This window comes from Nonomuraea sp. NPDC050383 (assembly GCF_044459125.1).
In the GTDB taxonomy this organism is placed as follows: Bacteria; Actinomycetota; Actinomycetes; order Streptosporangiales; family Streptosporangiaceae; genus Nonomuraea.
On sequence record NZ_JBITIP010000003.1, the window covers coordinates 426,915 to 441,593 of the forward strand.

General features: G+C 74.3%; 11 protein-coding genes. 4 read left to right on the plus strand and 7 right to left on the minus strand.

Annotated elements, in window-relative coordinates:
• Positions 1-22: 22 nt before the first annotated feature.
• Positions 23-1,360, minus strand: coding sequence for a lanthionine synthetase LanC family protein (locus tag ACIBG4_RS10300; RefSeq protein WP_397201551.1), 1,338 nt, complete (start codon positions 1,358-1,360; stop codon positions 23-25).
• 73 nt (positions 1,361-1,433) lie between these two features.
• On the opposite strand from ACIBG4_RS10300, the gene ACIBG4_RS10305 reads away from it, so the two are divergent.
• Positions 1,434-2,411 carry a sulfotransferase family protein gene (locus tag ACIBG4_RS10305; protein WP_397201552.1) on the plus strand — a complete coding sequence of 326 codons (978 nt, stop codon included), beginning with the start codon at positions 1,434-1,436 and terminating at the stop codon, positions 2,409-2,411.
• Positions 2,412-2,483: 72 nt separating this feature from the next.
• Here ACIBG4_RS10305 and ACIBG4_RS10310 read toward each other — a convergent pair whose 3' ends face one another.
• Positions 2,484-3,404: a hypothetical protein gene (locus tag ACIBG4_RS10310; protein ID WP_397201553.1), complete on the minus strand. Its 921-nt coding sequence runs from the start codon at positions 3,402-3,404 to the stop codon at positions 2,484-2,486.
• A 211-nt stretch (positions 3,405-3,615) separates the two neighbouring features.
• Positions 3,616-4,218 carry a DUF305 domain-containing protein gene (locus ACIBG4_RS10315; protein WP_397201554.1) on the minus strand — a complete coding sequence of 201 codons (603 nt, stop codon included), beginning with the start codon at positions 4,216-4,218 and terminating at the stop codon, positions 3,616-3,618.
• A 98-nt stretch (positions 4,219-4,316) separates the two neighbouring features.
• On the opposite strand from ACIBG4_RS10315, the gene aroQ reads away from it, so the two are divergent.
• Positions 4,317-4,769, plus strand: coding sequence for a type II 3-dehydroquinate dehydratase (aroQ, locus tag ACIBG4_RS10320; protein ID WP_310707890.1), 453 nt, complete (start codon positions 4,317-4,319; stop codon positions 4,767-4,769).
• 12 nt (positions 4,770-4,781) lie between these two features.
• Here the strand turns inward: aroQ and lanL are convergent, their stop codons facing one another.
• Together lanL and ACIBG4_RS10330 are read right to left on the minus strand one after the other, a co-directional pair.
• Positions 4,782-7,364 (minus strand): class IV lanthionine synthetase LanL, encoded by a 2,583-nt coding sequence (gene lanL, locus ACIBG4_RS10325; protein WP_397201555.1) that lies wholly within the window; start codon positions 7,362-7,364, stop codon positions 4,782-4,784.
• A gap of 143 nt (positions 7,365-7,507) precedes the next feature.
• Positions 7,508-7,678, minus strand: coding sequence for a hypothetical protein (locus ACIBG4_RS10330; RefSeq protein WP_310707888.1), 171 nt, complete (start codon positions 7,676-7,678; stop codon positions 7,508-7,510).
• 293 nt (positions 7,679-7,971) lie between these two features.
• Here ACIBG4_RS10330 and ACIBG4_RS10335 point away from each other — a divergent pair, with 293 nt between their 5' ends.
• Together ACIBG4_RS10335 and ACIBG4_RS10340 are read left to right on the plus strand one after the other, a co-directional pair.
• On the plus strand, positions 7,972-9,864 hold the full coding sequence (locus tag ACIBG4_RS10335) for an ABC transporter ATP-binding protein (protein WP_397201556.1): 1,893 nt from the start codon (positions 7,972-7,974) through the stop codon (positions 9,862-9,864).
• Positions 9,861-10,769 (plus strand): MauE/DoxX family redox-associated membrane protein, encoded by a 909-nt coding sequence (locus ACIBG4_RS10340; RefSeq protein ID WP_397201557.1) that lies wholly within the window; start codon positions 9,861-9,863, stop codon positions 10,767-10,769. The genes ACIBG4_RS10335 and ACIBG4_RS10340 overlap by 4 nt, the downstream gene beginning before the upstream one ends.
• A 12-nt stretch (positions 10,770-10,781) precedes the next feature.
• Here the strand turns inward: ACIBG4_RS10340 and ACIBG4_RS10345 are convergent, their stop codons facing one another.
• Both ACIBG4_RS10345 and ACIBG4_RS10350 read right to left on the minus strand, forming a co-directional pair.
• Positions 10,782-12,338 (minus strand): phospholipase D family protein, encoded by a 1,557-nt coding sequence (locus tag ACIBG4_RS10345; protein WP_397201558.1) that lies wholly within the window; start codon positions 12,336-12,338, stop codon positions 10,782-10,784.
• 10 nt (positions 12,339-12,348) lie between these two features.
• The gene (locus ACIBG4_RS10350; RefSeq protein WP_397201559.1) at positions 12,349-14,679 is read right to left on the minus strand and encodes a xanthine dehydrogenase family protein molybdopterin-binding subunit; all 2,331 of its coding nucleotides are present in this window, start codon (positions 14,677-14,679) and stop codon (positions 12,349-12,351) included.

The following is a 14,679-nucleotide window of genomic DNA, read 5'->3' on the forward strand; positions in this document are numbered from 1 at the left end:
ACCTCGATACGGATGCGGTCAGTCAGGAGGCGGCCAGGGCGGTGGGCGGCAGCGGGATGGCGGGGAACGGGTTGTCGGGCAGCAGGATCACCCGGCGTGCCCGGGCGGCCTGGCCCGCGGCGTCGAGGTGGAGCAGCGCGGCGCCGATGCCGGCCGCGCCGACCATGTAACCGGTGTCCGCGCTGACCTCCTCCGGCCGCAGCCGCCGGTACGCCTGGTACCACCGGTAGCCGTGACCGTCGTGGTCGCTGGCCCGGCCGATGAGGTTGCCGGCCAGCGTGCGGGCGAAGTCCAGGTGGGCCACGCGCCCGGTCGCCGCCCACAGCCCGACGAACAGCTCGATCAGCCCGGCCGCGCCGCAGCACTGGCAGGCCACGTTCCAGTAGCCCTCGGTCTGCCGGTACGGCACGCCGCTGCTCGTGATGCCCCGCGCCAGGCGCTCCACCCAGTCGAGGTCGCCCGGGTCGCCGGCCACCTGGTGCAGCTCGTAGAACATCCGCGCCACCCCGGCCGAGCCGGAGCAGAAGCCCAGGTAGTGCAGGCCGCGGGCGTGCGGCACGTGGTGGGGCACCACCGCTGAGTCGCCGCTCACGATGCTGACCTCGCGCACGAAGTCCGCCCCGCTGCGCGCCGCGCGCAGGAAGCGGTCGTCGCCGCTGACGCCGTACAGGCGGGCGAGCAGGAACGCCGTGCCGGCCGTACCGGCGAGGAAGCCCGGCGTCACCGCGTCCACCGGCAGGTCGGCGCAGTCGCCGAACAGGTGGCCCGGCACGGGCAGCCGCGCGATGCGCAGACCGGCCTCGACGGCGAACTCCTCGTAGGCCGGCACGCCCAGGTGGGCCCCGGCCCTCAGCAGGCCGAGCACGATGCCGCCGTCGCCGCGCTGCGCCGGGTCGGGCGACCAGCCGGCCTCGCCGTCGGCCGTGCGGCCCCTGCTGACGATCAGGTCGGCGATGGCCCTGGCCTCGGACTCGAAACGGGCGTCGCCGAGAGCCCAGCCGGCCTCCATGAGTGCGATCATGACGCCGGTCAGGCCATGGTAGAGAGAAAGGTCGCTCTGGTCACGCCAGGTGGCGGCCAGGCGGCGGGCTCCGGCCCGGGCGTCGTCGAGGTACGCCTCGTGGCCGGTGGCGGCGGCGAGCTCCAGGAAGAACAGCACGATGCCCGCGCCGCCGGAGTACAACGACCAGGGCTCCTCGGGGGTGGCCGCCGACCGGCCGCGGAGATCGGGGTTCGCCTGCCAGTGCCGGCCCTGCGCGTCGTCCACCGCCGCCGACCTGATCCACCTGCCGGCCAGGATCGCGGCGGTCAGCGGGGATTCCGCGCGGGCGCTGGGTGAGCGGGTCCTGTCCAGACTCATGACTAGATTATCCCACACATTTGGTAGGAAAATAAGGATTGACGGAGCATGGAGAGAAGGAAGGACGAGGACGATGCCGCTGCCCCACTTCCTGGTGATCGGCGCCCCCAAGGCCGGCACCACGGCCCTGCACGCCGCGCTCCAGCAGCACCCCGGACTCCATCTGCCGCACGTGAAGGAGCCGAAGTTCTTCCTGACCGACGGACCGCCCCCCACCCGCGGCGGCCCCGGCGACGCGCCCACCTACCGGGAGCACGTCTGGCGCAGAGCCGACTACGAAGCCCTCTTCGCCGGCGCGCCGCCCGGCGCCCTGCTCGGGGAGGCCACCCCGTTCTACCTGTACGACCTGGACGCGCAGCGGCGCATCCATGCCCTCATCCCGCACGCGAAGCTGATCGCCATCCTGCGCGATCCCGTCGAGCGGGCCCACTCCAACTGGACGCACCTGTGGTCGGCCGGGCTGGAACCCATCGGTGACGTGGTGCGCGCCTGCGCCGACGAGCGCCGCCGGATCGCGGCCGGCTGGGCGCACTTCTGGCACTACGTCGGCCTCGGCCGGTACGGCGAGCAGCTCGCGCACCTCTACACCCTCTTCCCCCGCGACCAGGTCCTCGTCTTCCGTTACCGCGACCTCGTCGACCGGCCCGCCGAGACCCTCGACCGGATCACCGGCTTCCTCGGGGTCGAGCGGGGCCTGGTCACCGAGGTGCCCCGCGAGAACGTCACGGCCCACCCCGAGCAGGACGGGCGGCACCGCCTGCTGGCGGCGGCGACCCGCACGGCGCGCTTCCTGCCGCACGGGCTGGAGCGGGCGCTGAACGGCCGCCTGGAGCACCTGATCCAGCGTCGCGGCAAATCTCGCCGGCCGCTCACCTGGGAGCAGCGGCGGGCGCTGATCCCGTACTTCGCCAAGGACGTCGAGCTGCTGCAACAGGTCACGGGGGCGGACTTCAGCGACTGGCTGCAGCCACGGGAGCGCTCCGGCGGCCTGGTGGGCGCCCGCCCGCCGGGCCAGCGCCAGGCCCGCAACGGCCGCCCGAAGCAGGGCTGACCCGCTCGCCGTCCCCGCCCGCGCCCCGACGACGAGGCGCGGGCTCATGCGAGGCATGGGCCGGGGCGCCGCTCAGGCGGGGCGGAGCTCGGTGCGCAGCTCGTGGCTGCCGTCGGCGCAGGTGTACTCGTAGTACAGGCGCACCCCGCCCTCCGGCAGGTCCACCACGTCCAGGTAGCGCAGCCCGCCGCCCCCGTGCGGGGACGAGGCGGCCGGGGCGTCGCCCAGGGGTGTCAGCGCCGCCGGGTCCGTCCCGGTCGCGATCCCGGTGCGCTCCTCGTAGTTCTCGGCGGCGCTCGCCCGGCCGTCGTAGAAGGCCAGCACGCCGGCCGGGGTGAAGCGCACGGCGCTCACCCGGGTGCCGCGCGAGTCCCACGTGCCGGGGCGGCCGCTCAGGGCCGTGCCCTGCCACGTCCAGGACAGGCCGTCGTCGCTGGTCGCGTAGTCGGTGACCATCTGGTCGGCCTCGTCGGGGTCGGCCAGCGGGTGGCAGGAGGCCCACAGGTGCCAGGTGCCGCCCCGCCGTACGATGACCGGGTCCTTGACGCCCGTCTTGGGGTCGCCGGGCAGGACGGTGGCACGCGCGGCCGGGTCGAAGGAGCCGGGGTCGTCCGCTTCGAGGACCTCGACGCGCCAGTGCTTGGTCCCGTACGTGGCGCAGCTCAGGTAGAGGCGCCAGCGCCCGCCGGGCAGGCGGACGAGCGTGGGACGCTCCAGGGACTCGGCGTCCATCTCCGCCCGCGTGATCGTCAGCAGCGGCTCGAACCGCTCGCCGTCGGTGGAGCGGGCCACGACGACGGCGTGGCCGCGCCCCTCCCCGATGGGCCGGCGCAACCGGTACGCCAGGTGGATCACTCCGTCGTGGGCGACCGCGCTGGGCGCGCCCACCCAGTGCCCGGCTCCGGACGACTCGGGCACGACCGCGGCCACCGAGCGCTCCGGGGCGGGGATCAGTGCCTCCACGGCCGGGGCGTTCCCGTCTTCGATCAGCATGGGCACGAGGGTAGGCGTCCGGACCGGGAGATTCATGAAGATTCGCCCTTCATTGGCGTCGAGATCAAGGCTCCTTGACCATTCCAACAATTCCTATTGCTTTCATAGGAAATATAGCGCATGATCGAGGCCGCTGACGGGATCGGCGAACGGCGGGTGGAGGAATGGGGTGCCTCCGCCCGCCTCCTCCTCCCGGTCCGGGGACGTCGGCTCAGGAGAGGTGCCGCCTGATGGCGGCGACCTCCTCGCGCTGCTCCTCGACGAGCCTGCGAGCGAGCTTGACCGTGGGCGCGTGCTTGCCGAGGGCCTGCGCCACCTCGGCCATCTTCACGCCGGCGTCCAGGTGGTCGGCCAGCGCCTTCAGCCACGCCCGGTCGAACGCTGGTCCGGACAGCTTCTTCAGCGCCGCCAGGTCGTCGGCCGACACCATCCCGGCCATGTTCGTGCCCGACTCCATACCCGGCATGTCATGACCGGCGTGGCCCTCGTCCGGCACCTCGGCCTTCCACGAGCGCAGCCACGACGTCATCTGCGTGATGTCCTTCTGCTCGGCGGCGACCAGCTTCCCGGCGAGGTCACGCACGTACGCCGTGTCGCTGCGGTCCGGCGCCAGCTCGGCCAGCCGGATCGTCAGCCGGTGGTGCGTGATCATCTCCTGCGAGAACGAGACGTCGGCCTCCGCGTGGCCGTCCTGCGTCGCCGCCCCGGCCATCGCGGCGGGCGGGGCGGGCTGGGCCTGGGAGGCGGCTGCGCATCCGGCGACGAGCTGGACACCCAGCACGGCCAGAACGGCCACGACGCGCTTCTGGGGCATGCTCGCTCCTCGGGGATCGGTGGGTTCGGGAGTTCGGGCTCGTTCCCAGGTACGCGCCCCTCGCCCCACCGGTTCACCCCTCGGGTTAGTCTCCCGCTGTGACCTCGGTTCTGATTCTCAACGGCCCCAACCTCAACCTCCTCGGCACCCGCAGGCCGGAGATCTACGGCTCGGCCACGCTCGCCGACGTGGAGGAGCTGTGCCGGCAGGAGGCCGGCAAGCTCGGCCTCGACACGGTCTTCCGGCAGTCCAACCACGAGGGGCAGCTGGTCGACTGGATCCAGGAGGCCGGCGCGGAGGTCAAGGCGGGCCGGTGCATCGGCGCGGTCCTCAACGCCGGCGCCTACACCCACACCTCGGTCGCGCTGCACGACGCCATCGAGGGCGCCGAGCTGCCCGTGGTGGAGGTGCACATCTCGAACGTCCACCGGCGCGAGGAGTTCCGGCACCACTCGTACCTGTCGCCGGTCGCGCGCGGCATCGTGGTCGGCTTCGGCGTGTACGGCTACGCCCTGGCCGTCAACGGCCTGTACCACGCGACCAGGGCGTAGGCCGCCGGGCCCCTACCCGGGCAGGCGCCAGGCGGCCGTCCACAGGCGCGTGCCCGAGCGGCGGTCCAGCCGGCGCAGGAACGACAGCACCCCTGCGGTCCCCGTGGCCCAGGTGTACCCGGCCTTGTCCAGGTCGTTGCCCGGGAACACCGGCCGCTCCGGCTCTCCCCCGGCGCGCACCAGCATGAGCTCGGCGATCTGCTCCGCCCCGCGCCAGTGGCGGTCGTCGCCCGTGACCAGGGCCAGGTCGATCAGCGCCTCGCCCATGCCGGCCAGGCCGCAGCACTGCGAGACCACCCACGCCTGCGGGGCGACCGTCAGCCCGGCCAGCGCGCCGCGTTCGGCCAGCGCCAGGTAGCCGTCGTCGCCGTACGCCGCCGCGGCGTGCGCCAGCGCGCTGGCGATGCCCGACACGCCCTGGCACCAGGACGCGCCCATCGGCCGCGCCTCCGGCCCCGCCAGCTCGGCCAGCATGGCCTCGGCCCGTACGGCCAGGCCCGCGAACCGCTCCCTGGCCGCCTCGCCGGCCGCCGGGTCGCCGGTGGCCTCGTGGTAGGAGAGCAGGAAGTCCGCGCAGCCGGCCTCGCCGTGGGCGAACGCGGCGTCCACGGCCACCCCCGATCCGGGCGGCGGCGGCACGTCCTCCTCGGGCGCGGTGACCTCCCCGGCGAGCAGGCGCCTGGCGCACTCCGCAGCGACCTCCAGATGCCGGGGGTCGTCGCCGATCGCGGCCAGCGCCAGGTGGCCGGCTCCGATGCCGGCGACGCCGTGCGCCTGGTCGGCGCGCTGGGGGCCGTCGAGCGTGACCGGCTCGGGCACGGCCAGCTCCGGCACGGCGGTCAGCCGGGCGGCGGTCAGGAACAGCGCCGTCCCGGTGCGGCCGAAGTACAGGGACGGAGGGAGCACGGCGGGCGGCATGACGCGGGCCGTCCAGCGGGCCAGGTCGGCGGCGACGGCCTTGGCCTCGGGGTGGTGCAGCAGCTCCATGCCGACGCCGGCGCAGCCGCCGTAGACGTTCGTGACCGGCGGGCTCGCCCGGCGCGCGTCCTCGGGGGCGTCCATGAGGCGCTCGGCGAAGGCGACGCACTCGCGGGTCGTGTGGTCGAGGACGCTCGCCAGCAGGTCTCCGGTCAGCCTCGGCGGCACGGGCCGCGTCCGGGCGGGGAACGCGGACGCCCCGCCCAGGCCCGACCTCAGCGCCGCGGCGGCCTCGGTGCGCTCCTCCGGGTCCAGGCTGAGCAGCGACGGCAGCAGGCCGCGCACGCCCCCCGGAGCGCCGGGGGACATCCGCGCGAGGCACATCAGCGTGCGCTCCAGGTTGCGGACCGGGTCGGGGTCGATCATGACGGGGTTCATGCCGGTGGTGGCGAAGAACAGGGTGGCGCCGAGCGAGAAGTAGTCGTCGGCGGGCCCGGACTCCCGGTCGGTGTGCTGGTCGGGCACGCTGTAGCCGCGGCTCCAGCCCGGGAGCTGGAGGCCGTCGTACCGGCTGTTGCCGAAGTCGATGAGCGTGCAGCGGCCGTCCTCGCCCAGCACGACGTTCTTGGGCGACAGGTCCCGGACCACCACCCCGCGCGCGTGCACGGCGTCCAGCACCTCCAGCAGGCGCGCGGCCAGCGCGCCGAGGTCGCGCTCCCCTGGCCCGGCCCCGGCGGGCCGGTCGGTGAACAGGCCGTTCTCGGCCACGAACCGGTTGAGGTCGCGGCTGCCCGCGTCGGTCATGACGAGGAACTCGTCGTCGCCGTGGCGGAAGTGGTCGATCGGCTCGGGCACGCCGGGCACGCCCTTGAGGGCCTGGAGGACGCGCAGCTCGTTGCGCAGGTACATCCGCAGGTCCCAGCCCTGGGTGTTCTCGCCGACGTACGCGCGGGCCTCCTTGACCACGACGGGCCGGCCGGCCGCGTCGGTGGCCCGGTAGACGTTGCCCCGGGGGCCGCGCACGACGCCGGAGGTCACGCGGTATCGCCCGCCGATCAGCCTGCCTCCGGAGCCGGCCTCCGCGGCGGACGAGCCGGAGCCGGCCTCCCCGGCGGGTGAGGGGTCGCCGGGCCGGAACGGGTCGGTGGTCCACGGCGGGCAGGAGTACTCCGGGCCCGCCGCCCCTGGCAGCCGCTCCCCGTCCGGCCCGACCACCACCAGCTCGAAGTCCCCGTTGTCGTCCACGCGGTACTGCGGGGCGAAGGGCGCGTACCGGTAGTAGACCGGCGCGTCGCTGCGGATCCGCCGGTCGCTGACGATGCGCGGCGCGGCCATCCCGGCGAGCGCGCTCGCGAGGGCGTGCCCGATCTCCACCACCGCGTTCTGCGCCGGGTAGACCGTCATGGCCTTGCCCACGGCGCCGGGGTCGAGGTCGCCCGAGTTGAGCTCCATGAGCGTGTGCGCCGAGCGGGCCACCTTGAAGGCGCACCCGGCGGCGGCGAGGACGGGCAGGGCCCGGTCGAGGGTGTCGGCGAGGGTTCCGGGACGTGCCGAGACGTGGAGCTTCCAGCCTTGGACCGGGGTTTCCGCCTCAGGGTCGTGAACGCTGATCCACGTGTCGTCCTCGTAGATTTCCCTACCATACGAATCGGCAAATCGGGTAAGGCGGTCGCGCACATTTACGTCCATCGTGACCCTTCGATCGCGGAGCGCTTATGCCGATGAAAGGAAAGGCCACCGGAACTGCGCCGATGGCCTTTCCACAGCGCTTTGCACGGCCACGCGTCCCCGCATGGCCGCGAGCGGGTTACCGGATGGAGCTACACGATGGACGGGCAGCAGGGGAAGCTGCTGCAAACCGTGCGCTTGCAGGTGTTGACGCAGGCCTGGGGACCGTGGAGCAGCTTGCCCAGCTCACCTTCGAAGTCGACCATGAGGTCTTCGAACTCGATGACGCCTGCGTCGCGGGGCTCAAGGGCCAGCACGGACATGGGGGCTCCTTCCTTGGCCGTCGATGGACGGCCGCTGTAGGGATCTGAGCCTCGGGATGACGCTGGTAAGCGCCTTTTCCCGTGCCCTGTGCGCCGTCGAGAATCGCGTTCACGACCAAGGCGACGCACAAACGGTCGCATTATGAGCAGATATCCGGACGCATGTCCAGAGGCATCGCGGATTGCCAAAAAGGCATTTACTTCGTCCTTTACACTGCCGCGACGGTCACTTAGATTGACTCCGTGATTCGGGGAACTCCGCCGTGCCGGCTGTCACGAGAGGGCCTCCCCGCGTGAGGCTGTGGCGCAGGCGGGGGCCCGACGTCCCGGACGACAGGTCCGGGCTGGTGGTCGCCTACTGGGAGAGCCACGACGAGCACCTCCTGACCACGACGCTCGGCACCATCGCCCGCCGCCTCCCCTCGCTCGTCGCCGCCGCGCTGCGGCTGGCCTGGCAGGCGAGCCGCCGAGACACGGCGGTGGCCGTGACGGGCAGCCTCGCGGCCGGCGTGTTCACGGTCTTCGGCCTGATGGCGACCTCCGACGTGCTCGCCTCCCTGTTCGCCGCCGGGCCCACCCCCGAGCGGGTGCGGGCCGCGCTGCCCTCACTGGTGCTCGTCGCCGCCGCGGCCGGGCTGCGCGGCGCGCTGCTGACGGGCGCCGGCTGGGCGCAGGCCCGGCTGAAGCCGCTGGTCGAACGGCTCGCGGAGACCAGGCTGTTCGAGCTGACCACCCGCGTCGACCTCACCGCGTTCGACGACCACGACTTCCACAACGGGATGCGGCGCGCCCGCGACAGCGGCGTGCCCGACAGCGCGACCGTGGTCGAGACGGCCATCGCCGTGCTCACCGCCGCCGTCGGCGTGCTGGCCTCCGCCGCCGCGCTCGGCCTGCTGCACCCGGTCCTCATGCCGCTGCTGCTGGTCACGGCCGTGCCCGCCGGCTGGGCGGCCGTACGCGCCGCCCGCCTCGGCTACCAGGGGTTCTACCGGCTCTCCGCCGCGCGGCGGCGCAAGTTCATGCTGTCCGACCTGATGGCCGAGCGGTTACCCGCCGCCGAGGTGCGGGCCTACGGGCTGCGCGACTTCCTGCTCGGCCAGTACGCCAAGGTGGCGGACCTGGAGCAGGAGGTGCAGCTCGACGTGGCCCGCCGGCGCACCGCCGCCAAGGCGGCCGGCGACCTGCTGACCGGGGTCGCCACGGCCGGCGTGTACGCGGCCCTCGGCGGGCTGCTCGCGGCCGGGATCGTCCCCCTGGCGGTGGCCGGGGCGGCGGTGCTCGCCGTCAGGACCGGCCAGGGCTCGCTGACGGGCCTGGTCCAGGCCATGAACCGGCTGTACGAGGCCGGCCTGTACTTCGGCGACTACCTGGCCTTCCGCGAGCTGGCCGAGGATCGCGTCGCCCGCACGGACGGCACGCTCCCGCCCGCGCCGTTCCGCCGGCTGACCGCCGACGACGTGACCTTCACCTACCCGGGAGCCGACCGCCCCGCGCTGTCGGGCGTCAGCGTGACCGTGAACCGCGGCGAGGTCGTCGCCCTCGTCGGCGAGAACGGCTCGGGCAAGACCACGCTGGCCAAGCTCCTGGCCGGGCTCTACCGGCCGGACCAGGGCGCGATCCGCTGGGACGGCGCCGACCTCGGCACGCTCGACGCCGACGCGCTGCGCCGGCACGTCTCCGTGATCGCCCAGGACCACACGCGCTGGCCGCTCACCGTCCGGGAGAACATCGTCATGGGCGAGCCCGTGGACGAGCACCGGCTGGCCGCCGCCGCGGAGGCGTCGGGCGCGCACGAGGTGGTGGCCGCGCTGCCGGACGGGTACGACGCCCTGCTCGACCGCCGCTTCCGCGGGGGACACGACCTGTCGGGCGGGCAGTGGCAGCGCATCGCCGTGGCGCGCGGCTTCTATCGCGACGCGGCGCTGGTCATCTTCGACGAGCCCACCTCGGCGCTGGACGCGCGGGCCGAGCACGCCCTGTTCGAGCGGATCAGGAAGCACGCCGACGGCCGTACGATCGTGCTCATCACCCACCGGCTGGCCAGCGTCCGCTACGCCGACCGGGTCTACGTGCTCGACCACGGGCGCGTGGCCGAGCACGGCACACACGAGGAGCTGATGGCGCGCGACGGGCTCTACGCCGACCTCTACGAGTTGCAGGCGTCCGCCTACCAGGGGGTGCCGTGATCGTCCTCGCGTCCGCGTACCTGGCGGTGGCGGCGGTGCTGCTGGGGGCGGCCCTCGGCAAGGTCCGCGACGTGCGCGGGTTCGCGGCGACCATCGACGGCTACCGGGTGCTGCCCGCCCCGCTGGCCCTGCCCGCGGCGGTGACCGTGCTGGCCGTCGAGGTGGCGGCCGCGGCGCTGCTGCTGGCGCCGGGCCTGCGCCGGCTGGGGTCCGTGGTCGCGGCACTGCTGTTCGCGGTGTTCCTCGCGGCGATGGGCTCGGTGCTGCGGCGCGGCCTGCGCGTCGGCTGCGGCTGCTTCGGCGGCCGCGACCTGGTCGGGCCCGGGACGATGGTGCGGACGGGGGTGCTCCTGGCGCTGGCGCTCATGGCGGTCGCGGCGGGGCCGTCGCCGTTCGCGCCGGCTCAGGTGGCGGTGGCCGCCGCGCTGCTCGGGCTCGCGTTCGTGCTTCCGATCCTGCTGCCCGGTGCCGGACGTCACGGCTCGTCCGGCGGGCGTACCGATACGTCCGGTCGTACCTACGCCACCGGACGGACCGAGCACGGGCCGCGGGCCGGCACGCCGTTCGCGCTGGAAGGGGCACCGGAGCGGGCCTCGGACCGGGTCCTGTACGCGCTGGTCTCGCCCGGGTGCGGGCTGTGCACCACGATGCTCCCCCACTTCGTGGCCATGGCCGCCCGGATGGAGGTCGTCCTGGTCACCGCGGCGCCCAAGGACGAGGCCGACGGGCTGGACGGGCTGCCCCGGGTGGTGGACCCGGACGTGTACGAGCGCAACGACATCCCGTGGCCGCCGTACGCGGTCGTCACGGACCGCCACGGCGTCGTCCTCGCCGCCGGAGGCACCTCCGAGCCGGCGCAGCTCCAGGCCGTCCTGGACAGCGCCGCCTCCGCCCGTCCCGCCTGACGGACGAGGCGGTCAGAAGCGGCGGGAGCGGCGCATGTCCGAGGGACGGCCGTCGGGATCGACCGCGACCCGGTACAGCGGCATGGCCAGCAGCTTGCGCACCCGCCCCAGCTCCGGAGCCGGGTGCGGCCGCAGGCGGCCCGGCGGACGCGGGCCCCGGCGCCCGTCCCGGTGCCAGGCGTCCAGGCGCCGCGCCGACTCCGCCAACGCCTCGAAGGCCGCCTTCGGGTCGCACAGGTCGTCCACGTCGTCCGGGTCGCGGTCCAGGTGCTCGGCGGCCAGCGTGAGCCGCAGCTCCCGGGCGAACCGGCGGCCACCGGCGGGCGGGCGCGGGTCGGGCTCCTCGTCCACGACCGCGCAGCTCAGCTCCGAGTCGTACGTCCACGACCGCAGGTTGACGTTGTCGGACCCGACCGACGCCCATACGTCGTCCACCACGCAGACCTTGGCGTGGACGTAGACCGGGGTGCCCGCGTGGTTCTCCAGGTCGTACACCGCGACCCGGTCGCCGCCCGCCTGCTTCAGCCGGCGCAGCGCCTCGCTGCGGCCGATGAGGCTGGCCGGGCCGGCCAGCCAGCCGTCCTGGTCGGGATGGCGCGGCACCACGATGATCATGCGGAGTTCTTCCTCGCGCTCCAGCGCCTCCGCGAACGGCTCGATCACCTCGGTGGACCACAGGTACTGGTCCTCCAGGTACACGAGCGAGCGGGCCCTGCGCAGGACCTTCTGGTAGGCGCGGGCCACGCTCCGCTCGCCGCGCGGGGCGAACGGGTACGGGCGGCGCCGGTAGGGGTAGGTCCGCAGCAGCTGCACGGCGTGCGTCCCCGCCGGTCCGGGAGCCGGGCCCGGCGGCGGCAGCGCGGGCACGTCGTCCATCCGCTCCAGATGGTCGCGCAGCCTCCTGAACGGCTGCCGCGTCTCCGGGGCCGGGTCCTCCCACCGCTCGCGGAACACGGTCTCCACCTCCGCGACGGCCGGCCCGTGGATCGCCACCTGCACGTCGTGCCACGGCGGGCTGTCGCCGTACACGTCGGGCATGGGCGCGGCCTGCGGGTCGCCGTGGTGGGCGGCGTCGTCGCGGCGGCTGTGGCACAGGTCGACGCCGCCGACGAACGTCACATCGTGGTCAGGGTCGCCGCGTCGCCGGATGACGACGAACTTCTGGTGGTGCGCGCCGCCGGGCCGTACCCGGGTGTCGAGCACCGCCTGACCGCCGGCCGCCTCGATCTTCTCGCCGAGGTGCCGGTTCTCCTCGGCGCTGAAGCGCAGCGCGTCCAGGTGCGAGCGCCAGATCAGCCCGTTGACCAGCGCTCCCCTGGCGGCCACCCCCGACAGCGCGTCGGAGATCTGCGGTCCGCCGTCGGCGAGCCGCTCGTCGGGGTCGCCGCGCCAGTCGGCGAACAGCACCAGATCGTGCGCCCGCACGCTGTCCAGGCACGTCTTGAGCTCGGCGAAGTAGGTCGCCCCGTGGATGAGGGGGCGCACCAGGTTGCCCGTCGTCCAGGCGCCCAGCCGGGTGGCCGGGTTGTCGCGTTCGTCCTGGGTGAGGAACCAGTCCGCGAAGTCCATTCGGCTACGGCTACCCGGTGGGCGTGCGGGCATGCGTCAGCAGCCTCCACAACCGCTCGGGCGTCAGCGGCGTGACCGTGATCTCGCCGGCGACCTCCGGCAGGGCGGCGGCGACCGCGTTGCCGATGGCGGCGGGCGGCCCGATGGTGCCGGCCTCGCCGACGCCCTTCATGCCCCCGGGCGTGATGGGCGAGGGCGTCACCAGCGTCGCCAGCTCGATCGTGGGCACCTCCCTGGTCGTGGGCAGCAGGTAGTCGATGACCGGCTGGCCGTCGGCGGTGTGGACGACCTCTTCAGTCAGGGCCATGCCGATGCCCTGCGCGATGCCGCCGCTGAGCTGGCCCTCGACGATCGCCGGGTTCACCAGCACGCCGGCGTCGTTGACCGCCCAGTAGCCCTCCACCTCGACCGCCCCGGTCTCCGGGTCCACGGCGACGGCCGCGGCGTGGGCGCCGTAGGCGTAGGTGTAGGCGGCCGGGTCGTAGACGGCCCGCTCCTCCAGGCCGGGCGAGGCGCCCTCGGGCAGGTCCCAGCCGCGCCACGCCGACGTGGCGACCTCCCGCAGCGTCAGCGAGGCGCGCGGGTCGCCCTTCACCCGTACGGCCCCGTCGGTGATCTCCAGGTCCTCCGGCGCGGCCTCCAGCCGGTGCGCGGCGATGGTCAGGATCTTGTCGCGCAGCCGGGCCGCGGCCTGGACCAGCGCTCCCCCGCCGACGGCGAGCGCCCGGCTGGCGATGGAGCCGATCGGCGAGTAGGGCGTCGCCGCGGTGTCGCCCAGCACCACCCGGACCCGGCCGGGATCGACGCCCATCCGGTCGGCGGCGAGCTGGGCCAGCGTCGTCTCGATGCCCTGCCCGATCGCGGCCACGCCGGAGGCGACGACGACCGAGGCGTCCGGCTCCATGCGCAGCACCGCGATCTCGTACCCGCCGACCTGCTGCCCCGCGGACTTCATGTCCTGCGACGGCCCCAGCCCGGTCGCCTCCACGTGGCACGAGAACCCGACGCCCCGCCGGCGCCCGTCGCCGCCGGGGAACACCCTGACCATGTCCCTGAGCGTGCGCAGGGCGCGCGGGTAGTCGCCCGAGTCGTACGGCTGCCAGATCCGCGTCACGCACGGCAGCTCCTCCGGCCCGAGCAGGTTGCGCAGGCGCAGCTCCACCGGGTCGAGCCCGAGCCGCCGCGCCGCCTCGTCGATCAGCCGCTCCCGCGTGTACGTCGCCTCCGGCTGGCCGAAGCCCCGGTACGAGCCGGTCGGCGTGGTCGTCGTGACGACGCCGCGCAGCCGGACCCCTGCCCGGTCGAAGCGGTACGGGCCGGGCAGCATGATGGCGGTCACCGCGAACGGCGAGATGCCGACGTTCGACGGGTGCGCCCCGAGGTCGCCGACGACGTCGGCGTGCAGCGCCACGAACCGGCCGTCGGCGTCCAGCGCCAGCCGCGCCCGGTGGACGGCGGCCCGGGCGGGCAGGGTGGCGACCAGCCGGTCGCCGGGCGACTCCGTCCAGCGCACGGGCCGGCCGCCCAGACGCATCGCGGCCAGGCAGACCAGCGTCTCGTCGGGGTAGATGTGCTCCTTGCCGCCGAACCCGCCGCCGGTGTCGCCGCTGACGACGCGCACCCGGTCGTGGGTGAGCCCGAGCGCGTCGGCGGCGTGGTCGCGCACGTGGTGCGGCGCCTGCGTCGAGATGCGGATCGTCAGCTCCCCGTCGATGAACGTGGCGACGAGCGCGCGCGGCTCCATCGGGTACGGCGACGCCCTGCCGTACCGGAAGGCCAGCTCCACCACGTGCTCGGCGCCGGCGATGGCCTCCTCGCAGTCCGCGTCGCCGAGGACCGAGTCGGTGAGCACGTTGGAGCCCCAGTCGGGGTGGAGGAGAGGGGCGTCCGGCTCCATCGCGCGCTCCACGCCGACGACCGGGGGCAGCTCGTGCAGGTCGAGGTCCAGCAGCGCGGCGGCGTCGGCGGCGGCCTCGGGCGTCTCGGCGACGACCACGGCGAGCGGCTGGCCCACGTACCGGATGGTCTCCTCCAGGACCGGGTAGGAGGTGTCGCGCTGCCCGGCGGCGAGCGTCACGCACGGCAGCCGCACGTCGACGGCGTCGGCGGGCGTGATGACGTCGAGCACGCCCTCGACCGTCCACGCGGCCTTGGCGTCGCACCCGGTCAGCCGCCCGTGCGCGACGGGGCTGCGCACGACGACGGCGTGGGCCGTCCCGGGCAGCCGCACGTTGCCGGCGTACCTGGCCCGGCCGGTCAGCAGCCGGGCGTCCTCCCGGCGCGGCGCCCGCGCGCCCACGTGCCCGCCCGTGCCCCCATCAGTAACGGCACCATCGCTCAT

Coding starts and splice junctions, on each gene's coding strand:
- ACIBG4_RS10300 (WP_397201551.1), bottom strand. CDS start 1,360: ATGAGTCTGGACAGGACCCGCTCACCCAGCGCCCGCGCGGAATCCCCG.
- ACIBG4_RS10305 (WP_397201552.1), top strand. CDS start 1,434: ATGCCGCTGCCCCACTTCCTGGTGATCGGCGCCCCCAAGGCCGGCACC.
- ACIBG4_RS10310 (WP_397201553.1), bottom strand. CDS start 3,404: ATGCTGATCGAAGACGGGAACGCCCCGGCCGTGGAGGCACTGATCCCC.
- ACIBG4_RS10315 (WP_397201554.1), bottom strand. CDS start 4,218: ATGCCCCAGAAGCGCGTCGTGGCCGTTCTGGCCGTGCTGGGTGTCCAG.
- ACIBG4_RS10330 (WP_310707888.1), bottom strand. CDS start 7,678: ATGTCCGTGCTGGCCCTTGAGCCCCGCGACGCAGGCGTCATCGAGTTC.
- ACIBG4_RS10345 (WP_397201558.1), bottom strand. CDS start 12,338: ATGGACTTCGCGGACTGGTTCCTCACCCAGGACGAACGCGACAACCCG.
- ACIBG4_RS10350 (WP_397201559.1), bottom strand. CDS start 14,679: ATGAGCGATGGTGCCGTTACTGATGGGGGCACGGGCGGGCACGTGGGC.